Raw genomic sequence first — 20,577 nt, 5'->3', positions numbered from 1 at the left:
CCCCGTGGGGGCGACCGGCCGGGCTCGCTTGTCGTAGCCGTTACGCTGGAGGCGTGGCAGTCGTCGATGTATCCGAAGAGCTCAAGTCCCTCTCCTCGACCATGGAGTCGATCGAGGCCGTCCTGGACCTCGACAAGCTGAGGGCAGATATCGCCGTGCTCGAGGAGCAGGCGGCCGCGCCGTCCCTGTGGGACGACCCGGACGAGGCGCAGAAGATCACCAGCAAGCTGAGCCACCTCCAGGCGGAGGTCAGGAAGGCCGAGGCGCTGCGCGGGCGTATCGACGATCTGGGCGTGCTCTTCGAGATGGCGGAGGAGGAGGACGACCCGGACACCCGTGCCGAGGCCGAGTCCGAGCTCGCTTCCGTCAAGAAGGCGCTGGACGAGATGGAGGTCCGGACGCTGCTGAGCGGCGAGTACGACTCCCGTGAAGCCGTCGTCACCATCCGTGCCGAGGCCGGCGGCGTCGACGCCTCCGACTTCGCCGAGAAGCTGCAGCGGATGTACCTGCGCTGGGCGGAGCGGCACGGCTACAAGACGGAGCTCTACGAGACCTCGTACGCGGAAGAGGCCGGCATCAAGTCGACCACCTTCGCCGTCCACTCCCCGTACGCGTACGGAACGCTGTCCGTGGAGCAGGGCACCCACCGGCTCGTCCGCATCTCGCCCTTCGACAACCAGGGGCGTCGCCAGACCTCCTTCGCCGGTGTCGAGATCCTGCCCGTGGTCGAGCAGACCGACCACATCGAGATCGACGAGTCGGAGCTGCGCGTAGACGTGTACCGGTCGTCCGGACCCGGCGGTCAGGGCGTCAACACGACCGACTCCGCCGTCCGCCTCACCCACCTCCCCACCGGCATCGTCGTCTCCTGCCAGAACGAGCGGTCGCAGATCCAGAACAAGGCCTCGGCCATGAACGTTCTGCAGGCCAAGCTCCTCGAGCGGCGCCGCCAGGAGGAGCAGGCCAAGATGGACGCACTCAAGGGCGACGGCGGCAACTCCTGGGGCAACCAGATGCGTTCGTACGTCCTGCACCCGTACCAGATGGTCAAGGACCTGCGCACCGAGTTCGAAGTCGGCAACCCCGAGGCCGTGTTCGGCGGCGAGATCGACGGCTTCCTCGAGGCCGGAATTCGCTGGCGCAAGCAGCAGGAGAAGTAAGCGGGCAACGGGCGGGCGCATTCGTGCCCCATTGAAGCCTCTTTGTCGACAAGGCAACTGCCGTCCATCGGACGGCAGTTGCCTTTTGTGTGGGGGTTGTCTGGGTTTTACGTCACAGTCACATGTCCTCACGGCAGGCAAATGATGTTGATCCGGACATCGCGTACGCAACGACCTTGACGATGCTTTGAAAACTGGGAAGGGTAACGCGTGGCATGCGTATCTCCGGGGCGCATGTGAACCGGGGGGCTTGAGAGAAGCCGCCTGTGACGCCGTGGCCCCGGGCGCTGCTCCATTGACGATCAGCTACTGGGGGTAGCAGGCAGATGACCAAGAAGACGCGGATCCGCGTGGCGCGGATAGCCGCCGGTACGGTGATTGCCGCCGGTGCTTCGCTGACCGCCGCGGGTGCCGCTTCGGCGCTCGACCTCGGCGTGCAGGTGGGTGGCCTGAGCGTGGGCGCCAGCGCCGACGAGACCGGTGTCGGTGTCCATGCGGGGCTCGACGACCCGGCGCCGACCCCGACCGATACGGGCATCCCGACCGGGGAGCCGACGGAGCCCACCGGGGAGCCGACTCAGCCCACGGAGGAGCCGACGGAGCCCACCGAGGAGCCGACCGAGCCCACCGAGGAGCCGACGGAGCCCACCGAGGAGCCGACCGAGCCCACGGATGAACCCACCGACCCGACCACCGAGCCGACCGACCCGGGCAACGGGAACGGCAACGGGAACGGCAACGGGAACGGGAACGGCAACGGGAACAGCAACACCGACCCCGACGGCGGCTCCTCCACTCAGGAAGAGGGCTCCTCGGCCCTCACCGACACGGGTTCGGACTCGGACACCTCGGCCCAGGGCAAGAACGACGGCGAGCTGGCCGAGACGGGTGCCGGTCAGACCATGTTCCTACTGGTCGGCGCCGCCACGATGATCGCCGGCGGTATCGGCTTCCGTATGCTGCCGCGCCTCGCGGGCGGCCGCGGTGGTGCCGCCGCCTGACGGACACCTGCGTGACGAAGGGCCCGGAGCAGCTCGCTCCGGGCCCTTCTCGCGTCAGGGGCGCCGCACGGGCGGGCGCACCGCCCGCACGCGTCTCACACCGTCTGGTGGGCCACCAGCGCCAGTGCCGCGATCAGCACGGCAAGCAGGGCGATCAGTGCCATGGGGTTCAGGCCCGCGAAGGGGCTCTCCTGCTGGAGCCGCTCGCGGTTCGCGCGGCAGACGGGGCAGCGGCCCTCGCTCACGGGCGCTGCGCAGTTCGCGCACACCAATCGGTCGTACGTCATGCGCTCGCCCTCCTTGCGCCGTATCCCCGTACACAACGCTCTACATAACGCTGCGGGGGACGCAACCGTTCCCCCTCCACTGTGCCAGGTTCCGCCGATTTCGGCTCGGTTCGCTTTATCCTGCCCCGCGCCCTGGGGGTCAGTCCGCGAAAACGGCGATCCCGGAGGGGGCTGTGGGTGTTATCGCGACTGCGGACCGTAGTGGGTCGCTCGCGCCCTCGCGGTCGAGCCGCATGGCGTCAGAGCCCCGCGCCCCTGTGGGGGCGCTCCCCCGAGGCCCGTTACCAAGCCCTGCACAAAACCGCACAAGCCCCTCGCAACCTCTACCGGCGCCTGCGCTTGCACGCCTGGGTCGCGTATGGTCACGCACACCTACCCCCGGCGACCCGTGGTGCATCCGTGATCCGATTCGACAACGTGTCCAAGGTCTACCCCAAGCAGACCCGCCCCGCTCTCAGGGATGTCTCCCTGGAGGTCGAGCGCGGAGAGTTCGTGTTCCTCGTGGGGTCCTCCGGCTCCGGAAAGTCCACCTTCCTGCGGCTGATCCTCCGCGAGGAGCGGTGCAGCCACGGTCAGGTGCACGTTCTGGGCAAGGACCTCGCGCGCATCTCCAACTGGAAGGTGCCGCAGATGCGTCGCCAGCTGGGGACCGTGTTCCAGGACTTCCGCCTGCTGCCGAACAAGACGGTCGCCGAGAACGTGGCCTTCGCCCAGGAGGTCATCGGCAAGTCCCGTGGCGAGATCCGCAAGTCCGTGCCCCAGGTGCTCGACCTCGTCGGCCTGGGCGGCAAGGAGGACCGGATGCCCGGCGAGCTGTCCGGTGGTGAGCAGCAGCGTGTGGCCATCGCGAGAGCCTTCGTGAACCGGCCCAAGCTCCTCATCGCCGACGAGCCGACCGGAAACCTCGACCCGCAGACCTCCGTCGGCATCATGAAGCTGCTCGACCGCATCAACCGGACGGGCACGACCGTGGTGATGGCCACCCACGACCAGAACATCGTGGACCAGATGCGCAAGCGCGTCATCGAGCTGGAGCAGGGCCGCCTCGTCCGCGACCAGGCGCGCGGCGTCTACGGCTACCAGCACTGATCATCGTCCACGGAAAGGTCTGAAGAAGACGCCATGCGCGCGCAGTTCGTTCTGTCGGAGATCGGTGTCGGTCTCCGCCGCAATCTGACCATGACCTTCGCGGTCGTCGTCTCGGTCGCCCTCTCGCTCGCCCTGTTCGGTGGTTCGCTCCTGATGAGCGACCAGGTCAACACGATGAAGGGCTACTGGTACGACAAGGTCAACGTCTCGATCTTCCTCTGCAACAAGAGCGATGCCGAGTCCGACCCCCACTGCGCCAAGGGCGCGGTGACCGCCGACCAGAAGAAGCAGATCCTCGCCGACCTGGACAAGATGTCCTCGGTCGTCCAGAAGGTCAGCTACGAGTCCGCGGACCAGGCGTACAAGCACTACAAGGAGCAGTTCGGCGACTCCCCGCTGGCCAGCTCCCTCACGCCGGACCAGATGCAGGAGTCGTACCGGATCAAGCTGAAGGACCCGGAGAAGTACCAGGTCATCGCGACCGCCTTCGACGGGCGTGACGGCGTGCAGTCCGTGCAGGACCAGAAGGGCATCCTGGACAACCTCTTCGGGCTGCTCAACGGCATGAACTGGGCCGCGCGCGCGGTGATGGCGATGATGCTCGTCGTCGCGCTGATGCTGATCGTCAACACGGTGCGCGTCTCCGCGTTCAGCCGACGGAGAGAAACCGGGATCATGCGCCTTGTCGGAGCCTCCGGCTTCTACATCCAGGCGCCGTTCATCATGGAAGCCGCGGTCGCCGGACTCATCGGCGGTGGCGTCGCCTGCGGATTCCTGCTGGTCGCGCGGTATTTCATCATCGATCATGGGCTGGCCCTGTCCGAGAAGCTGAATCTGATCAACTTCATCGGCTGGGACGCCGTGTTGACGAAGCTGCCGCTCATCCTCGCGACGAGTCTGCTGATGCCTGCGCTGGCCGCGTTCTTCGCGTTGCGCAAGTACCTGAAGGTGTGACGCATGCCAAGGGGGCCGTACTGCCAACCGGCGGTACGGCCCTTTGCGTTGTCCTAGACTCACCGGCATGTCAGGTCGTGACCTGTTCTGTGAGCCCCGCCGCATCCGCCGCGGGGCCGCCCTGACATTGCTGTTCGCGAGCGTTCTCGTCACCGGTGCGGCGACTGGATCATTCTCCGACCCCGGCCGGAAATCCCCTTCCTCCGCGGGCCGTCCGACCCCCATGGGCCACCACGAGGACGTCACCGAGGCCGCCGCCGAGGCGATGGCCGACGGCAAGTCGCCGATGGAGGCCGCCGAGCGCGCCGTCAGTCGCAGCGGCGACCGCTGGGGCGCGGTCTACTCCCAGGGCGAGTACGAGGAATTCCAGGAAGCCCTCGACGGCCAGTACACCGGTGTCGGACTCTGGGCCCGGCGCGAGCGTGACGGACGTATCGAAGTGACCCGCGTGCAGACCGGCTCGCCCGCCGCCGCCGCCGGGATCCGCAAGGGCGACCGGCTGCGCAGCGTCGACGGCGAGAAGGTCGACGGCCGACCGGTCACCGAGGTCGTCTCCTTACTGCGCGGCGACGCGGACGACGCGGCCGCCGGTACGGAGGTCGCCCTCGGCCTGGAGCGCGGCACGCGCGCATGGAGCCGGACACTGCGCCGGGCCAAGCTGTCCACGGACTCCGTGACCGTCCACAAGCTCGCCGGCGGCGTCACAGTGATCAAGGTCGCCGCCTTCACCAAGGGCTCGGGCGATCTCGTACGGACCGCTGTCGCCCAGGCCCCCCGGCGGGCCGGAATCGTCCTCGATCTGCGCGGCAACTCCGGAGGCCTGGTCACCGAGGCCGTCACCGTCGCCTCCGCCTTCCTCGACGGCGGCCTCGTCGCCACCTATGACGTCAATGGCGAGCAGCGCGCCCTGCACGCCGACCCCGGCGGCGACACGGCAGGACCCCTGGTCGCGCTCGTCGACGGCGGCACGATGAGCGCGGCCGAGCTGCTCACCGGAGCCCTCCAGGACCGCGGCCGCGCGGTCGTCGTGGGTTCCAGGACCTTCGGCAAGGGCTCGGTCCAGATGCCGAGCCGGCTGCCCGGCGGCTCCGTCGCCGAGCTGACCGTCGGGCACTACCGCACCCCCTCCGGGCGCAGCGTCGACGGCCGGGGCATCACACCCGACCTGGAGGCGGACGACGGATCCCTGCAGCGGGCCGAGACGGTACTGAGCGGGCTCGGGGACGAGTAGGGGCCGACCCTCACGGTTCTGGTGACCCATCGTTCACCGGCTTCGTAATCGGCTTTCCCCCTGACCCCCCTGTAGTGCGAAAATGGCCAGCACTATGAGCAAGGGAATGTACGTACCGAAAGAGTCCCAGCCCAAGCAGGGCGGGGCGGCCTCCGCCAAGGCCAAGGACGGCAAGCGCAAGATCGTCGCGCAGAACAAGAAGGCACGGCACGACTACGCGATCATCGACACCTACGAGGCCGGGCTCGTGCTCACCGGCACCGAGGTGAAGTCGCTGCGCCAGGGACGCGCCTCGCTGACCGACGGCTTCGTCCAGATCGACGGGAACGAGGCGTGGCTGCACAACGCCCACATCCCCGAGTACAGCCAGGGCACTTGGACCAACCACACGGTGCGCCGCAAGCGCAAGCTGCTGCTGCACCGCGAGGAGATCGACAAGCTGGAGTCGAAGTCCCAGGAGACGGGTCACACGATCGTGCCCCTCGCCCTGTACTTCAAGGACGGTCGCGCGAAGGCCGAGATCGCGCTCGCCCGCGGTAAGAAGGAGTACGACAAGCGCCAGACCCTGCGTGAGAAGCAGGACCGGCGCGAGTCGGACCGCGCGATCGCGGCGGCGAAGCGCAAGCAGCGGGGCCAGTAGCCGCGCGGCCGTCGGGAATACGCTGGCACCCGGCCGTGTTGGTCACGTACGATGGACCAAGTCCCGCTGGTGACGGGACGCCGGATTCGCCGAGTTCTCAGCGAATCCACCTTTGAAAAATCAACATGGGGATGATCGGTTTCGACAGCGGATGTTGAAGCAGGGGAAGCGTGTCGAGGAAGCGGCAATGATCTCGTAAACCATATGTCGCAAAAAATAATCGCCAACACCAAGCGCGATTCCTTCGCCCTCGCTGCCTAAGTAGCGACTTGCGAAGTGTCAGCCCGGGGCTGTTCCCGACCCGGATCCTGGCATCAGCTAGGGAACTAAACTCCTAGACCCGGTCACGGGGTGTAGGAGGAAATCAAACAGTGGCTGGGCCCGTCGGCGACTTGTTCGCGTGATCACCGGGGCCGAGAAAATCGCAGCGAACTGCACACGGAGAAGCCCTGATTTTGCACCGTTGGACGCGGGTTCGATTCCCGCCATCTCCACTCATCCCATGTGGGTCAAGCCCCGCTGCCGGCGCAGCGGGGCTTTTCCTTTGTGCGAGGATTCAGCCCGCCGAGGCTTCGGCGAATGCGGTGCGGCCTCGGCGGAGCGAGAAGGTCGACAGGCGCAGCCCCGCGCTCAGCACCAGGTACACGTCCTGGCGGCCCTGCGCCGCCGAGGTCAGGGCGCTGGTCACACTCTCGTAGTCGTACGCCGATGCCGTGCCGTCCGTGTGTGCCGTACCGACCAGTGTGCCCGTCGGCGACCCGAGACGGACCTCGACCGTGCCGGAGGCGGTCCCCGCCACCCGCGCGGTGAAGCGCGCGGCCCCCGAGCCGAGCCGGGCGTCCGCGAACTTCAGCCAGGCGCCGTCACCGGACGCGCCCTTCAGCGCGGCCGCGTCGCCCTCGGCGAGCGTGGGGTAGTAGTTCTGGGTGGCGGGGAGCAGGTTGCCGGGGGCGAAGGCATCGGTGACGTTCAGCAGATCGCGCGAAGTCCAGGACCGTACGACGTCGTTCAGGTCCGGGTCGACCGTGTTGGGGCGGCCGTTGACCAGGTTGTAGGAGGACATGACGCCCGTCGCCGCGTCCGCCTCGATCGCCGGCTCGAAGGCCGCCTCGTCGTACTCGTGCCGCACACGCGGGCGCAGGTCGGAGGAGGTGGTCGCGCGGTGCACCTCGTTGTTGTTGGCGAGGTAGTGCTTGAGGGTGGGGGCCGTTTTGAGGTGGTCGGGATCGCCGCCGGTCAGTCCGTCGCCGTACGCCGTGGAGATCGAACCGGTGAGGTACGGGTCCTCGGAGTAGCCCTCCTCGTTGCGTCCCCAGCGCGGGTCGCGCAGCAGGTTCACCACCGGCGCCCAGAGGTTGAGGCCCCAGCCCTCCGGGCGCTCCTGCTGAAAGCCGCGCGCCTCGTCGCCGACCGCCGAACCGACCTGCTCGATCAGCGCCGGGTCCCAGGTCGACGCGAGCCCGATCGCCTGCGGGAACACGGTGGCCTTGCCGAGCCAGGCGACGCCGTGCAGGGCCTCGGTGCCGGTGCGGAAGGCCTGGATGCCGAGGCGGGGGATGGCGGGCTCGTACTGGTGGAGGAGGGAGATCTTCTCGTCGAGGGTGAGGCGGCCCAGCAGGTCGTCGACACGCTGGTCGACGGAGAGCCGCGGATCGCGAAACGGGTACGCGGGGTCGTCGGCCGCGGCCGGCACGGTCGCGCCGAGCCCTGCGATCAGGGCCATCGCGACGACAACCGTGGTTCTCCGTCTTCTCAGTCTTCCCTTGTTCCTCTTGCCTTTCATGACACGGCTCCTTCGACCAGGGCCTTGCACCGGGGCGTTCAACGGCACTTCAGGGGGCCGCACGGCGGGCCGTGCTCGCCCGTTCCGTCAGCCGGGGAGCGAGCAGCGTCGCCTCGGGCACCTCCGCGCCGCCCAGCTTCTTCATCAGCAGCTCCACCGCCCGCGCCCCCACCTCGGCGGACGGGATGGCGATGGACGTGACGGGAACGCGGACGCCCTCGGCGAGTTCGTCCGGACAGATGGCGGTGACGGACAGATCGCCGGGGACCCGCAGCCCGAGCTGCTCGAAGGCGTCGATCAGCGGCTCGATGATCGGCTCGTTGTGCACGACGACTCCGGTCAACGCCGGTTGTTCGCGAAGCAGTTGCTCGGCGACCCGGCGCGCGGCCGCGGGCGAGGCCTCGCAGGGATGGACCGAGGACGCGAGGCCGCGCCGGTCGGCGGCCGCCGTGAACCCCTCCACCACACGCTGGGCGAACGCCGTCCCCCGCACATACACCTCGGGGGGCGACCCGACAAGGGCCACGACCCGATGACCCAGCCCGGCAAGGCGCTCGACGCACAGCTCGCCCGCCGCCTTGAAGTCCAGGTCGATACAGGTGAGCCCGTCCGGCGCCGCGGGGAACCCGATGAGCACGGACGGCCGGTCCAGGGCCCGCAGCAGCGGCAGCCGGGGGTCGTGGAGCTGGACGTCCATCACGATCAGCGCGTCCACCAGGGCGGTGTCCGCGACCCGGCGCAGCCCGTCCTCGCCCTCCTCCTGGGTGAGCAGCAGGACGTCGTGGTCGTGCCGGCGCGCCGCCGTCACCACCGACACCGCGAACTGCATCACGACCGGCACATGGATGCCCGCCCGCAGCGGCACCACCAGCGCCAGCACGTTCGACCGGCTGCTGGCCAGCGCCCGCGCACCCGCGTGCGGCCGGTAACCCAGCTCGCGGATGCTCGCCGCGATGCGCCGGCGGGTCTCCTCGGAGATCGGGCGCTTGCCGCTGAGTGCGTACGAGACGGTGCTCGGGGACACCCCGGCGTGCCGCGCCACATCGGTGATCTTGACCATGCTCAGTTCAGCTCCAACGACAGGAAGCCCGTCCCGGCCTTCGCCCGTGTCTCGCGCTCACCCGCGGCCAGCCCCCAGGGCGCCGAGGGATCACTGGACGAGGCCCGCAGTGTGTCCCCTTCGCGTACGACGGTGAAGGTCACGCCGCCGATCGGCACCGTCACCCGCGCGCCCCGCTCCAGGCCGTACGCGCGCAGGGTGACCCCGTCCGCGCGGTCGTAGTCGGGCCGGTCGTCCACCGCGCCCACCGGGATCACCGCCCCCGGCCGCACCAGCAGCGGCACGCTCAGGAAGCCGTGCCGCTCGCGCACCCAGCGCGGACCGGCCACCGTCTGCCCGCTCAGGAAGTGCGTCCAGGTCCCCTCGGGGACGCAGTACGAGACATCCCCGTCGTCGCTGAAGACGGGCGCGACCAGCAGGTCAGGACCGAGCATGTACTGCCGCTCCAGATGCGCGCACCCAGGATCGTCCGGGAATTCGAGAACCATCGCCCGCATCATGGGCACGCCCTCCGCGTGGGCGGCGCGGGCGGCCTCGTACAGATAGGGCATGAGGCCGAGCTTCAGCCGGGTGAACAGCCGCAGGACGTCCACGGCCTCCTCGTCGAACAGCCACGGCACGCGGTACGAGGACGAACCGTGCAGCCTGCTGTGCGAGGACAGCAGTCCGAAGGCGATCCACCGCTTGAACAGCGCGGGCGTCGGCGTCCCCTCGAACCCGCCGATGTCATGGCTCCAGAACCCGAACCCCGACATCCCGAGGCTCAGCCCGCCGCGCAGCGACTCGGCCATCGACTCGTACGTCGCCTCGCAGTCGCCGCCCCAGTGCACCGGGAACTGCTGGCTCCCGGTGGTCGCCGAGCGGGCGAAGACGACGGCCTCGTGCTCGCCCCGGTGTTTGCGGAGCACATCGAAGACGGTCTGGTTGTAGAGGTAGGTGTAGTAGTTGTGCATCCGCTCGGGGTCGGCGCCGTCCGCGTAGGCGACATCGACGGGGACCCGTTCGCCGAAGTCGGTCTTGAAGCAGTCGACGCCCTGGGAGAGCAGTGCTTCCAGTTTGGCCGCGTACCACTGCCGGGCCTTTTCGCTCGTGAAGTCGACGAGCGCCATGCCCGGCTGCCACAGATCCCACTGCCAGACGCTGCCGTCCGGCCGCTTGAGCAGATGCCCGAGGGCCCGCCCCTCCGCGAACAGCGGCGACCGCTGCGCGATGTACGGATTGATCCATACGCAGATCCGCAGCCCCTTGTCCTTGAGCCGCGCCAGCATCCCCTCGGGATCGGGAAAGACCCGTGGATCCCACTGGAAGTCGCACCAGTTGAACTCGCGCATCCAGAAACAGTCGAAGTGGAAGACCGAGAGCGGCAGTTCGCGCTCCCGCATTCCGTCGATGAAGGACGTGACGGTGGCCTCGTCGTAGGAGGTGGTGAAGGACGTCGACAGCCACAGCCCGAACGACCAGGCGGGCGGCAGGGCCGGACGCCCGGTGAGCGCCGTGTACTTGCGCAGGATGTCCTTCGGGGTCGGGCCGTAGATGACGTAGTACGTCAACTGCTGTGTCTCGGCGCTGAACTGGACCCGGGAGACCGCCTCCGAGCCGACCTCGAAGGAGATCCGGCCCGGGTGATCGACGAAGACGCCGTAGCCCGCGTCCGTCAGATAGAAGGGGACGTTCTTGTACGCCTGTTCCGTCGCCGTGCCGCCGTCGGCGTTCCACATGTCCACGACCTGCCCGTTCTTGACGAGCGGCCCGAAGCGCTCACCGAGGCCGAACACCTGCGTACCGACGCCGAGGTTCAGCTGTTCGCGCAGATAGTGCGCGCCGGTCGCGTCCCGCATGATGCCCATGCCCTTGGGGCCGCTGGTGGTGAGGATGCGGCCGTGGGCGAGGAAGTCGATGTGCCAGGGCGTGGTGCGGGCGACCCGGACGGACAGCGCGCCCGCGGTGAGGGTCGCGTGCGCGTCGTCGTACTCGGCGTGGGCCGTGAACTCCGTTCCATGCAGCTCGAACTGGGGCTTCCTCGGCTCCTCGCCCTGGAAGTGGGTGAAGGTGACACCGATGACATCGGGTAGGGGCGCGTGCGCGCTGATCGTCACGACGGGTCCCTTCAGCAGGTCGCCGCGGTGGCGGATGGGCTGCGTCGGCGCGTGGATCTCCAGGCCGCCGGGCCCGGAGGTCACATCGAGGACCTCGACCGGGTGGGCCGCGGTGACGCCCTCGCGCAGCAGCCAGTAGCCGTCGGTGAACTTCACGCCCACACCCCTTACTTGACCGCGCCCACGGCGATGCCGCGGGTGAGGGTCCGCTGGAAGACGAGGAAGAAGACGATGGCGGGGAGGACGCCCAGCAGGGCGGCCGCGTTCGTCATCGTGGCGTCCATCAGGCGCTGGCCCTGGAGGACGCCGAGCGCCACCGACACCGTCTGGTTGTCGTTGGAGATCAGCATGACCAGGGGCAGCAGGAATTCGTTCCAGGTCCAGATGAAGAAGAAGACGAGCAGCACGCCGATGGTGGGGCGGCTGACCGGGACCACGATCCGCCACAGCACCTGCCACTTGTTCGCCCCGTCGATCCGGGCGGCCTCGATGATCTCGCGCGGGAACTGCCCGAGGACGGCGGAGAGCAGATACGTGCCGAAGGCCGCCTGGACGACCGCGAACACGATGATCACGCTGAGCCTGGTGTCGTAGAGGCCCGCCTGCTTGCTCAGGTAGTAGATCGGATACACCAGCGCCTCTTGGGGCAGCATGTTCGCCAGCACGAAGAAGGCGAGGACCCAGGTGCGGCCCTTGATCCGGCCGACGCCGATCGCGTACGCGTTGAGGACGGACAGGACGGCGGCCCCGATCGCCACGGAGCCCGATATCAGTACCGAGTTGACGAGCTTCTGCCCGAAGTCGACGCGTTCCCAGAAGTCCTTGATGCCGTCGACGTAGAAGCCCTCGGGCAGGCTGAGCGGACCGTGCTCCGAGTACTCGGCAGGGGACTTGATCGCGTTGATCGCGACGATGAGGAACGGCAGCACCATGAACAGGGCCGCGATGACGAGCGCGACGAGCACCGGATAACGGCGTAGGGCGGTCATGCGCGGATCCCTTCCTCGGCGTCCTCGGCGCGGGTCTGGAGCTTGAGGCCGATCAGGGCCAGGGCGAGGATGATCACCGTCAGCACGGTGGAGATCGCGGCGCCGTAGCCGACCTGGGTCTTCTCGAAGAAGGTGGTGAAGGAGAAGTACGAGGGCACGTCCGTGGCGCCGCCCGGGCCGCCCTTCGTGAGCACGTACACCGCTCCGAACACCTTGAGCGCGGCGATCGTGCACCACAGCAGCACGACGTAGACCTCGGGCCTGATCTGCGGCAGCGTGATGTGCCAGAAGCGGCGCCACCAGCCCGCGCCGTCCAACTCGGCGGCCTCGTACAGCTGCGGGTCGACGCGCTGCAGTCCCGCCATGAAGACGACCAGCGGGAAGCCGATCTGCACCCACACCATCACCCCCATGACGCTGTAGAGGGCGATGTCGGGGTCCCCGAGCCAGTCCTGCTGCCAGGAGCCCAGGCCGACCGCCTTCAGCAGCTCGTTCAGGGAGCCGTTGTCGGGCGCGAGGATCCAGCTCCACACGATGCCGGCGACGGCGATGGGCAGGACTTGGGGAAGGTAGAAGCAGGCGCGGAGGACCGCGGCTGTCTTCGTCCCGAAGTGCTTGCCGACGAAGTCGAAGAGGGCGGCGGCGAGAACGAGTCCGATGACGGTCGGTACCGCGGCCATGGCGACGACCATGAACAGGCTGTGCCGGAAGGACGCCCAGAACTCGGAATCGTCCATCAGCTCGCGGTAGTTGGCGAGCCCCGACCACTTCGGGGAGCCGACGCCCTGCCAGTCGGTGAAGCTGACGCCCGTGTTCATCAGGAACGGGACGACGACGACCGTGAGGAAGGCCAGGAAGCCGGGGAGCAGGAAGAGGGCGTAGGAGTTGCGGGGGCGGCGGGGGTGCCTCGCCTCGTGCTGCGGTTGGCGTCGTACTGGCTGATCGTCCGTACGCCGCCGCTGATCTCCTTGTCCCAGCCGCGCTTGGTGGCCTCGGCGGTCAGATCGGTGAGCAGGCCCTGCTTGGAGAGTGCGCCCGCGGTCGCGTTGCCCTTGTTGTACTCCATGATGTCGGGCGCGTCGTTGGAGTTGAGGACCATCGGGGCGGTCTTCTGGATCTGTTCGAAGCCCTTCTCCTCGAACTTCACCTGCACGCCCGGATGCTTCGCCTCGAACTCCTTGATGGCCTCCTTCCAGGCCACCCCCATCGCGCTGTCGGGTCCCTCGTAGTGCCACAGCTTCAACGTCTTGCCGTCGGATCCGCCGCTGTCCGAGCCGCCGCAGGAGGCCAGCAGCAGCGTCCCCACCAGGGCCACCGTGGCCGCCGGGTTCGTGCCCGTGACGGAGGAGGGCGGGCGGGTGCGATATCTGCCGCCGGGCGGCTACCCCCAGCCGTATCAGCCTCAGCGGCAGTTTCCCCCTCAGCAGCTGTACATTCCGGGTGCGTATGGGCAGCAGCCCGCTGCCGGTCCCTATGGGCAGGCGCAGCCGCAGGCCGCGGGTCCCTATGGGCAAGGGCAGCCGCAGGCCGCGGGTCCCTATGGGCAAGGGCAGCCGCAGGCCGCGGGTCCCTACGAGCAACCGCAAGCTGCCGGTCCTTACGGGCGGCAGGTACCGGGGCAGGTTCCCGGTCCTTACGGGCAGCAGGGGCCCGCCGCGGGTCCCTACGGCCAGCAGCCGTACGCCCCCGCTCCCTACGGCCGGCAGTAGCCCCCTGCCCCGGGCTATTTCGGCCAGCCTCCCCAGGGGTAGTCCCCCGGGACCCTCATCGGGGCCACACGTCCCGCAGGCCGCGACAGCACGCCGTCAGCCACCGTGACGTGCGAGCCGGGCACTGGGCCGGGAAGATCAAGCGCGCCATCGGCAAGGACGGGCTGCACGACAAGGGCTGGGACAAGTTCAAGAACTGGGTCAGCGATCACGCGCGGCTGCTCAACGACCTTGCGAACGTGCTCGTTCGGGTGGCCACCGCCTGCGCGATCGTGGCGCTGTTCATTCCCGGGCTCAACATCCTCGCGATGATCGCCCTCGGGGCGCCCCTCGGATCGCTGCTGCTGCACACGGCTACCGCGCCGGCCGGGGCGGGGAAGTTGGATCGACGTCGGGCTCGACGTCTTCGCCCTGGCCACCTTCGGGCTCGGGCGGCTGGCGACGCCGGGGATGCGGTGCCGGATCTGCGCAAGCCGCCCATCCCCGTGTTCGTCGGATTCTGGGAGCCGCAGCATGACTACGGCTCGGCTGCCCTGTACTACTCGGGGGCGTTCGAGGAAAACAAGGCAGTCGGCAAGACACCGATCAGGGAGGAGTTCAGCACCGACCACCTCAGCGACGGCATACGCGTCATCCGCTTCGTACCGCTGAGCGCCGACGACCCCCAGGCCCCCGACCACCCTCAGGACCCCCCTGGCCCCCCAGGACCCCGACCCGGTCCTAGGAGTCCTGGCCTACCACTGGCGCACGAAGAGCCCCGTCGTAGACGTCCAGCTGCTCGCCTTCACCCACGAGCTGGGCCGGCTCTACGCCGCTCTCCCCGACTTCGATGCCTTCGCCCGTACGATCGCCCTCACCGCCACCTCCGTGCCCGAGTGAGAGCAACGTTCCCTTCCGGTCACCCACAGCCACAGGCCGGAAACGCGCCCTCCCTACCTTCGGGTGTCATCCCCAAGTCCCCAGGACGACACGCGCACCGCACCGAAGAACCGTGGAGGCGTCATGACAGCCCCTAGCACAGCCCCCGCACCCCACAAGGGGTCGCACTGGATCGAGCAGTGGGATCCCGAGGACGAGTCCTTCTGGGAGTCGGAGGGCCGGCACATCGCCCGGCGGAACCTGACCTTCTCGGTGATCTCCGAGCACATCGGGTTCTCCGTCTGGAGCATGTACTCCGTACTGGCCCTCTTCATGGGACCGGCGTACGGGATCGACCCTGCCGGGAAATTCTTCCTGGTCGCCACAGCCTCGCTGGTCGGCGCGATCCTGCGGGTGCCCTACGGCTTCGCCGTGGCCCGGTTCGGCGGCCGGAACTGGACCATCTTCAGCGCGGGCCTGCTGCTGGTCCCGACCGTGGCCCTGCTGCTCGTGATGAAGCCCGGTACCTCGTACGCCACCTTCATGGCAGTCGCGGTCCTCACCGGCGTGGGCGGGGCGAACTTCGCCTCCTCCATGACCAACATCAACAGCTTCTACCCGCTGCGCCTGAAGGGCTGGGCCCTCGGCATGAACGCGGGCGGCGGGAACATCGGCGTCGCGGTGGTCCAGCTGATGGCGCTCCTGGTCATCGGGGTCGCCGGAGCCGGTCATCCGCGTGTGCTGTTGTCGATCTACGTCCCGCTGATCGTCCTCGCGACCGTGCTGAGCGCGCGGTACATGGACAACCTCGGGCCGGTGCGCAACGACGCCGGCGCGGCCAAGGAGGCCGTGAAGGAAGCGCACACGTGGATCATGTCCTTCCTCTACATCGGCACTTTCGGCTCCTTCATCGGCTACAGCTTCGCCTTCGGGCTCGTCCTTCAGAACCAGTTCGGGCGTACGCCGCTGCAGGCCGCCTCGCTCACCTTCATCGGGCCCCTGCTGGGCTCGCTGATCCGGCCCATCGGGGGCCGGCTGGCCGACCGGCTCGGCGGGGCGCGCGTCACGCTGTGGAACTTCGGGCTGATGGCCCTTGCCACCGGCGTCGTCGTCACCGCCTCGGTGCAGAAGTCGCTGCCGCTGTTCATCGCCGGGTTCATCGCCCTGTTCGTGCTCACCGGCGTGGGCAACGGCTCCACGTACAAGATGATCCCCGGCATCTTCCGGGCCAAGGCCGCAGCGAAGGGCATGACCGGCGAGGAGGCGGCCGTCTACGCACGGCGGCTGTCCGGAGCCTCCATGGCTCTCATCGGCGCGGTCGGCGCCCTTGGCGGGGTCGGGATCAACATGGCGCTGCGACAGTCCTTCCTCTCCGTCGGGACGGGAACGGGCGCGTTCGCCGGCTTCCTCGTCTACTACGCCGTCTGCTTCGCGGTCACCTGGGTCGTATACCTTCGCCGCCCGGCCGCCCTGGCGGCGAAGGCCGCCCCCTCCGAGGCGAAGCCGCAGCTCAGCTACGCCGAGGTGTGACGTAACACCAGCGACATGAAGCCGAACCGAGCCTGTCACGCATCGTTGACAGGCTCGATCGGCATCTACGTGCAACGACTCCAGGCGAGACGAGAGCCATGTACGACGAACAGCAGCAACCAGCCACCGGCCCCCTCGCCGGATTCACCGTGGGTGTGACAGCCGCGCGCCGGGCCGACGAGCTCGGGGCGCTGCTCCAGCGGCGCGGTGCCTGCGTCCTGCACGCGCCGGCCCTGCGCATCGTGCCGCTCGCCGACGACAGCGAGCTGCTCGCCGCCACCAAGGAACTGATCGACCAGGCACCGGACGTCGTGGTGGCCACGACCGCCATCGGGTTCCGGGGCTGGGTCGAGGCCGCCGACGGGTGGGGGCTCGGCGAGGACCTGCTCGGCCGGCTGCGCGGGGTCGAGCTGCTCGCCCGCGGGCCCAAGGTCAAGGGGGCGATACGGGCCCAGGGCCTGACCGAGGAATGGTCCCCGTCCTCCGAGTCCATGGCCGAGGTCCTGGACCGGCTCCTGGACGAGGGGGTCGACGGGCGCCGTATCGCCATCCAGCTGCACGGCGAGCCGCTGCCCGGATTCGTGGAGTCGCTGCGCGCCGCGGGCGCCGAGGTCGTCGGGGTCCCCGTCTACCGGTGGATGCCGCCGGAGGACATCGGTCCCGTCGACCGGCTGCTCGACGCGGCCGTCACCCGGGGTCTGGACGCGCTCACCTTCACCAGCGCGCCCGCCGCCGCATCCCTGCTGTCCCGGGCGGAGGAGCGGGGACTGCTCCCGGAACTCCTCGCCGCCCTGAACCACGATGTGCTGCCCGCCTGTGTCGGCCCGGTCACCGCGCTGCCGCTGCAGGCCCGGGGTATCGACACGGTCCAGCCCGAACGCTTCCGGCTCGGCCCCCTCGTACAGCTGCTGTGCCAGGAACTGCCGGGGCGGGCCAGGGCGTTGCCCGTCGCCGGGCACCGGGTGGAGATCCGCGGGCACGCCGTGATGGTGGACGGTGCGCTGCGACCCGTGCCGCCGGCCGGGATGTCGCTGCTGCGGGCCCTGTCGCGGCGGCCCGGCTGGGTGGTGGCCCGGGCCGAGCTGCTGCGCGCGCTGCCGGGTGCCGGGCGGGACGAGCACGCGGTCGAGACGGCGATGGCCCGGCTGCGTACGGCACTGGGCGCGCCCAAGCTCATCCAGACGGTGGTCAAGCGCGGCTACCGGCTCGCGCTCGATCCGGCCGCGGACGCCAAGTACGCCGACGCGTAAGGCCTTCCGGACCTTCCGCACAGCGGAAGCGCACGTGCCAGGCATGCCAGCGCGAGCGTCGACAGCAGAGCCCGCACGACGTTCCACGCCACCCATGTGTCCTCGAACTTCTCGCGTACGGCGGCCGGGTCGGCGATCTTCGCCGGATCGCCGGCGTTCGCGAGGTCGTTGTTGAGCGGGATGTTCACCACGACGGTGAAGAGGAAGGCGAGCGCGTACGCGGCGAGGGCCCCGAACACCCACCACCGGTACGGGGAGTTCCGCGACTGCCAGGCGGAGATCGCCGTCAGCGCCAGTGCGCCCATGAAGCTCAGGAAGAACACCGGGTTCTGGAGCACGTCGTTGATGTTCTGCATGACCTCGATGAAGACGCGGTCGTCGCTGCGGGCCAGCGACGGCATGACATCGCAGGCGAATATGTAGAAGACCCCGGCGATCAGGCCCATTGCGACCGTGGCCGCACCCAGTACACCTCCGGCGGTCGTACGCCGCCCCGTGCTGTTGTCTGTCATGTCCTTGAGTCAACCGGCGCCGCAGCGCGGGTGACATGGCTCAGACGCGCGGCCCCATAAGCACGCGTCCAGCAGATGAGCGGTATGGAGTCTTCCGGCCGCGCGTGCGGGCATGCACTGTAGGGGGTACGACAGCGGGTAATCCCAAGGTGGTGACAGGCACATGGCATCGGGAATGGCCACGGCCTCGTACGAGCTGCGGTTCGACTCCGGGCGGATCTGCCTGGACCTGACGGCGACCACCCACCCCGAGGAACGGCTGGACTCGGCCACCCGGCTGCGCGCCTGGATCGCCGCGTCCGGACTCGTGCCCGCGGGGACGCCGCTGGCGTCGGTCGACGCGGCATGGCTGCTCGGCTTCCGTGAACTGCGCGGACACATCGCACAGTTGGTGCGCGGCGAGCTCGACGCGCGGCCCGCCGACGCGGCACTCGCCCGCGTCAACGCGGTCGCGCTGGACACTCCGCCCGCCCCCTGGGCGGTACGCGCGGACGACGGTTCGCTGCACCGCAGACTGCGCACCCCGCCCGGCTGTGCAGAACTGCTCTCCGTCGTCGCCCGGGACGCCCTGGAACTGCTCACCGATCCGGTGGCGCGGGCGAGCCTGAGGCAGTGCGAGGGGGACAGCTGCCCGATCGTCTACCTCGACACCTCCCGGGGCCGGCGCCGACGATGGTGTTCCAGTGAGGTGTGCGGCAACCGGGAGAGAGTGGCCCGGCACCGGCGCCGGGCGGCCCTCGCCCGCGCGTGATTGCCGTCACATACGGCTCCTGTCGTGTGTGAGGGCGATGACGTACGGCCCTCGCCCTCGCGTGATCACGCGGTCACGGGGCGCGCAATCGGCGTCCGTACGTGATGTCGCGACCACGTCAAGTGATCAAGAAAACCCTTGCCTCCTCTCTTCACACGCTGAACAAGAAATAAGTGCACGCTCTTTGAACACACGCACGCCTGCGCACGTACCCGGGGATGAGCGACCGACTGGGGGAACCCCCGGACACCGGAGGTAGGCGTGCGCAAGGATTCCGCCGTGGCTGATGAACGAAGGCCAAGGGCCCGACATCGCATGTCCCAGCAGTCCTCGTCGACCGAACCCGACGAGGAGCTGATGCGTGCGCTGTACCGGGAACACGCGGGACCCCTGCTGGCCTACGTGCTGCGGCTGGTCGCCGGAGACCGGCAGCGTGCCGAGGACGTCGTGCAGGAGACGCTCATCCGTGCCTGGAAGAACGCCGGTCAGCTCAATCGTGCGACCGGTTCGGTACGACCCTGGCTGGTGACGGTTGCCCGGCGCATCGTCATCGACGGCCACCGCAGCCGGCAGGCCCGGCCGCAGGAGGTGGACCCGTCACCGCTGGAGGTCATTCCCGCGGAGGACGAGATCGACAAGGCGTTGTGGCTGATGACACTGTCGGACGCGCTGGACGACCTGACCCCTGCTCACAGGGAAGTTCTGGTCGAAACGTACTTCAAAGGGCGTACGGTCAATGAGGCGGCCGAGACGCTCGGCATACCCAGCGGCACCGTGCGCTCCCGGGTGTTCTACGCCCTGCGCTCGATGAAGCTGGCGCTGGAGGAGCGGGGGGTGACGGCATGAACGCATACGGGGGTTACGGAACGGGCGGTCCAGGAGCCATGCAGGGACCACGGGGACAGCAGAACCCGGGTGACAACATCCACGAGACTGTCGGCGCCTACGCGCTCGGGATCCTCGACGACGCCGAAGCAAGCGCTTTCGAGGGACACCTCGCCACCTGCGAGTGGTGCGCCCAGCAGCTCGACGAGCTCGCCGGCATGGAACCGATGCTCGCCGCACTCGCGGATCTGCCCGCCTCCCAGGGCACCCCGGCCATCGGTGAGTCCCTGGCCGCCCGCCCGAGCCCACGGCTCGCGGAACGGCTGGTCGACGAGGTCTCCGAGCGGCGCGCCCTGAAGCGCCGGCGCGGGATGTACCTGGTGGCGGCCGCGGCCGCGCTGATCATCGGCGGTCCGCTGACGGTGATGGCGGTCAACGGCGGCGGCACCAGCAACGAGGCCGGGATGGCGCACCCCACCAGTCCGGCCAGGGCCGCCTTCGACGTCATGAAGGACAGGGTCACGGCCACGGACCCGAGCACCAAGGTCAACGCCGTCGTCGCCGTCGAGAAGAAGGACTGGGGCACCCACGCCGTCCTCCAGCTCAAGAACGTCAAGGGCCCGCTCAAGTGCTCCCTGATCGCAGTCGGCAAGAACGGCGAGCGCGAGACGGTGACCTCCTGGGCGGTCCCGAAGTGGGGTTACGGCATCCCCAACGCCAAGACCGAAGAGGCGAAATCCCCGCTCTACGTGCACGGCGGCGCGGCCTTCTCGCCCAATGAGATCGACCACTTCGAGGTCATGACCTTCGACGGGAAGCGGCTCGTGGAAGTGGACGCGTGAGCGAACCCGG

The 20,577-nt window shown here is 68.9% G+C and carries 19 protein-coding genes, 1 other RNA gene and 1 pseudogene; 13 read left to right on the top strand and 8 right to left on the bottom strand.

Annotated features, from left to right (window positions below; genetic code table 11):
• The first annotated feature begins 53 nt into the window (after positions 1 to 53).
• The gene (prfB, locus tag OG390_RS19985; protein WP_399080545.1) at positions 54 to 1,160 is read left to right on the top strand and encodes a peptide chain release factor 2; all 1,107 of its coding nucleotides are present in this window, start codon (positions 54 to 56) and stop codon (positions 1,158 to 1,160) included.
• Between the two features lie 326 nt (positions 1,161 to 1,486).
• The gene (locus tag OG390_RS19980) at positions 1,487 to 2,161 is read left to right on the top strand and encodes a hypothetical protein (protein WP_406169725.1); all 675 of its coding nucleotides are present in this window, start codon (positions 1,487 to 1,489) and stop codon (positions 2,159 to 2,161) included.
• Between the two features lie 95 nt (positions 2,162 to 2,256).
• Here OG390_RS19980 and OG390_RS19975 read toward each other — a convergent pair whose 3' ends face one another.
• Positions 2,257 to 2,448 carry a hypothetical protein gene (locus OG390_RS19975; RefSeq protein WP_028805018.1) on the bottom strand — a complete coding sequence of 64 codons (192 nt, stop codon included), beginning with the start codon at positions 2,446 to 2,448 and terminating at the stop codon, positions 2,257 to 2,259.
• A gap of 399 nt (positions 2,449 to 2,847) precedes the next feature.
• Here OG390_RS19975 and ftsE point away from each other — a divergent pair, with 399 nt between their 5' ends.
• The 5 genes from ftsE (at position 2,848) to ssrA (ending at position 6,859) form a co-directional block, all read left to right on the top strand.
• On the top strand, positions 2,848 to 3,537 hold the full coding sequence (gene ftsE / locus OG390_RS19970) for a cell division ATP-binding protein FtsE (RefSeq protein WP_081217588.1): 690 nt from the start codon (positions 2,848 to 2,850) through the stop codon (positions 3,535 to 3,537).
• A 33-nt stretch (positions 3,538 to 3,570) separates the two neighbouring features.
• The gene (gene ftsX / locus OG390_RS19965; protein WP_399080550.1) at positions 3,571 to 4,491 is read left to right on the top strand and encodes a permease-like cell division protein FtsX; all 921 of its coding nucleotides are present in this window, start codon (positions 3,571 to 3,573) and stop codon (positions 4,489 to 4,491) included.
• Between the two features lie 67 nt (positions 4,492 to 4,558).
• Positions 4,559 to 5,722 (top strand): S41 family peptidase, encoded by a 1,164-nt coding sequence (locus OG390_RS19960; protein WP_406169722.1) that lies wholly within the window; start codon positions 4,559 to 4,561, stop codon positions 5,720 to 5,722.
• Between the two features lie 106 nt (positions 5,723 to 5,828).
• A complete protein-coding gene (gene smpB / locus OG390_RS19955; protein ID WP_399080554.1) occupies positions 5,829 to 6,362 on the top strand; it encodes an SsrA-binding protein SmpB in 534 nt (177 codons plus the stop codon).
• 127 nt (positions 6,363 to 6,489) lie between these two features.
• Positions 6,490 to 6,859, top strand: a transfer-messenger RNA (tmRNA) gene (gene ssrA / locus OG390_RS19950).
• Between the two features lie 59 nt (positions 6,860 to 6,918).
• Here the strand turns inward: ssrA and OG390_RS19945 are convergent.
• The 6 genes and pseudogenes from OG390_RS19945 to OG390_RS19920 form a co-directional block, all read right to left on the bottom strand.
• Positions 6,919 to 8,085, bottom strand: a complete 1,167-nt coding sequence (locus tag OG390_RS19945) for a glycoside hydrolase family 3 N-terminal domain-containing protein (protein WP_406177752.1) — start codon at positions 8,083 to 8,085, stop codon at positions 6,919 to 6,921.
• Between the two features lie 109 nt (positions 8,086 to 8,194).
• Complete coding sequence (locus tag OG390_RS19940; RefSeq protein WP_406169719.1) at positions 8,195 to 9,205, bottom strand: LacI family DNA-binding transcriptional regulator; 1,011 nt, start codon at positions 9,203 to 9,205, stop codon at positions 8,195 to 8,197.
• A gap of 2 nt (positions 9,206 to 9,207) precedes the next feature.
• Positions 9,208 to 11,457, bottom strand: coding sequence for an alpha-xylosidase (gene yicI, locus OG390_RS19935; RefSeq protein ID WP_406169717.1), 2,250 nt, complete (start codon positions 11,455 to 11,457; stop codon positions 9,208 to 9,210).
• Between the two features lie 11 nt (positions 11,458 to 11,468).
• Positions 11,469 to 12,290, bottom strand: a complete 822-nt coding sequence (locus tag OG390_RS19930) for a carbohydrate ABC transporter permease (protein ID WP_406169716.1) — start codon at positions 12,288 to 12,290, stop codon at positions 11,469 to 11,471.
• Positions 12,287 to 13,108, bottom strand: coding sequence for a carbohydrate ABC transporter permease (locus OG390_RS19925; RefSeq protein WP_406169714.1), 822 nt, complete (start codon positions 13,106 to 13,108; stop codon positions 12,287 to 12,289). The genes OG390_RS19930 and OG390_RS19925 overlap by 4 nt, the downstream gene beginning before the upstream one ends.
• 104 nt (positions 13,109 to 13,212) lie before the next feature.
• Positions 13,213 to 13,605 (bottom strand): annotated as a pseudogene (locus tag OG390_RS19920) (extracellular solute-binding protein); the annotation flags it as partial.
• 1 nt (position 13,606) lies between these two features.
• Here OG390_RS19920 and OG390_RS19915 point away from each other — a divergent pair.
• From OG390_RS19915 to OG390_RS19905, 3 genes are all read left to right on the top strand, one after another.
• Complete coding sequence (locus OG390_RS19915) at positions 13,607 to 13,999, top strand: hypothetical protein (protein WP_406169712.1); 393 nt, start codon at positions 13,607 to 13,609, stop codon at positions 13,997 to 13,999.
• A gap of 1,002 nt (positions 14,000 to 15,001) precedes the next feature.
• Entirely contained in the window at positions 15,002 to 16,387 is a 1,386-nt protein-coding gene (locus tag OG390_RS19910) for a nitrate/nitrite transporter (RefSeq protein ID WP_406169710.1), read from the top strand.
• A gap of 98 nt (positions 16,388 to 16,485) precedes the next feature.
• Positions 16,486 to 17,637 (top strand): uroporphyrinogen-III synthase, encoded by a 1,152-nt coding sequence (locus OG390_RS19905; protein ID WP_406169708.1) that lies wholly within the window; start codon positions 16,486 to 16,488, stop codon positions 17,635 to 17,637.
• On the opposite strand, the gene OG390_RS19900 is transcribed toward OG390_RS19905, so the two are convergent.
• A complete protein-coding gene (locus tag OG390_RS19900) occupies positions 17,586 to 18,149 on the bottom strand; it encodes a DUF1772 domain-containing protein (protein ID WP_406169706.1) in 564 nt (187 codons plus the stop codon). The genes OG390_RS19905 and OG390_RS19900 overlap by 52 nt on opposite strands.
• Before the next feature lie 163 nt (positions 18,150 to 18,312).
• Here OG390_RS19900 and OG390_RS19895 point away from each other — a divergent pair, with 163 nt between their 5' ends.
• The 3 genes from OG390_RS19895 to OG390_RS19885 all read left to right on the top strand — a co-directional run bounded on the left by OG390_RS19895 (position 18,313) and on the right by OG390_RS19885 (position 20,567).
• A complete protein-coding gene (locus OG390_RS19895) occupies positions 18,313 to 18,900 on the top strand; it encodes a CGNR zinc finger domain-containing protein (protein WP_406169705.1) in 588 nt (195 codons plus the stop codon).
• A gap of 315 nt (positions 18,901 to 19,215) precedes the next feature.
• Complete coding sequence (locus tag OG390_RS19890) at positions 19,216 to 19,746, top strand: sigma-70 family RNA polymerase sigma factor (protein ID WP_037619265.1); 531 nt, start codon at positions 19,216 to 19,218, stop codon at positions 19,744 to 19,746.
• A 38-nt stretch (positions 19,747 to 19,784) separates the two neighbouring features.
• Positions 19,785 to 20,567, top strand: a complete 783-nt coding sequence (locus OG390_RS19885; RefSeq protein WP_406169703.1) for an anti-sigma factor family protein — start codon at positions 19,785 to 19,787, stop codon at positions 20,565 to 20,567.
• Positions 20,568 to 20,577 lie beyond the last annotated feature (10 nt).

Source organism: Streptomyces sp. NBC_00996 (assembly GCF_045162675.1).
Lineage (GTDB): Bacteria > Actinomycetota > Actinomycetes > Streptomycetales > Streptomycetaceae > Streptomyces.
The sequence above is the reverse complement of the archived record's forward strand: the minus strand, read 5'-3'. Positions and strand labels throughout refer to the sequence as shown.

Bases quoted from the DNA above. Each gene is read 5' to 3' on its own strand.
- OG390_RS19900 (WP_406169706.1), bottom strand. From the start codon at position 18,149: ATGACAGACAACAGCACGGGGCGGCGTACGACCGCCGGAGGTGTACTG.
- OG390_RS19960 (WP_406169722.1), top strand. From the start codon at position 4,559: ATGTCAGGTCGTGACCTGTTCTGTGAGCCCCGCCGCATCCGCCGCGGG.
- ftsX (WP_399080550.1), top strand. From the start codon at position 3,571: ATGCGCGCGCAGTTCGTTCTGTCGGAGATCGGTGTCGGTCTCCGCCGC.
- OG390_RS19980 (WP_406169725.1), top strand. From the start codon at position 1,487: ATGACCAAGAAGACGCGGATCCGCGTGGCGCGGATAGCCGCCGGTACG.
- OG390_RS19890 (WP_037619265.1), top strand. From the start codon at position 19,216: ATGTCCCAGCAGTCCTCGTCGACCGAACCCGACGAGGAGCTGATGCGT.
- OG390_RS19940 (WP_406169719.1), bottom strand. From the start codon at position 9,205: ATGGTCAAGATCACCGATGTGGCGCGGCACGCCGGGGTGTCCCCGAGC.
- OG390_RS19895 (WP_406169705.1), top strand. From the start codon at position 18,313: ATGGCATCGGGAATGGCCACGGCCTCGTACGAGCTGCGGTTCGACTCC.
- OG390_RS19975 (WP_028805018.1), bottom strand. From the start codon at position 2,448: ATGACGTACGACCGATTGGTGTGCGCGAACTGCGCAGCGCCCGTGAGC.
- OG390_RS19885 (WP_406169703.1), top strand. From the start codon at position 19,785: ATGCAGGGACCACGGGGACAGCAGAACCCGGGTGACAACATCCACGAG.
- OG390_RS19905 (WP_406169708.1), top strand. From the start codon at position 16,486: ATGTACGACGAACAGCAGCAACCAGCCACCGGCCCCCTCGCCGGATTC.
- smpB (WP_399080554.1), top strand. From the start codon at position 5,829: ATGTACGTACCGAAAGAGTCCCAGCCCAAGCAGGGCGGGGCGGCCTCC.
- OG390_RS19910 (WP_406169710.1), top strand. From the start codon at position 15,002: ATGACAGCCCCTAGCACAGCCCCCGCACCCCACAAGGGGTCGCACTGG.
- OG390_RS19945 (WP_406177752.1), bottom strand. From the start codon at position 8,085: ATGGCCCTGATCGCAGGGCTCGGCGCGACCGTGCCGGCCGCGGCCGAC.
- OG390_RS19930 (WP_406169716.1), bottom strand. From the start codon at position 12,290: ATGACCGCCCTACGCCGTTATCCGGTGCTCGTCGCGCTCGTCATCGCG.
- OG390_RS19925 (WP_406169714.1), bottom strand. From the start codon at position 13,108: ATGAACACGGGCGTCAGCTTCACCGACTGGCAGGGCGTCGGCTCCCCG.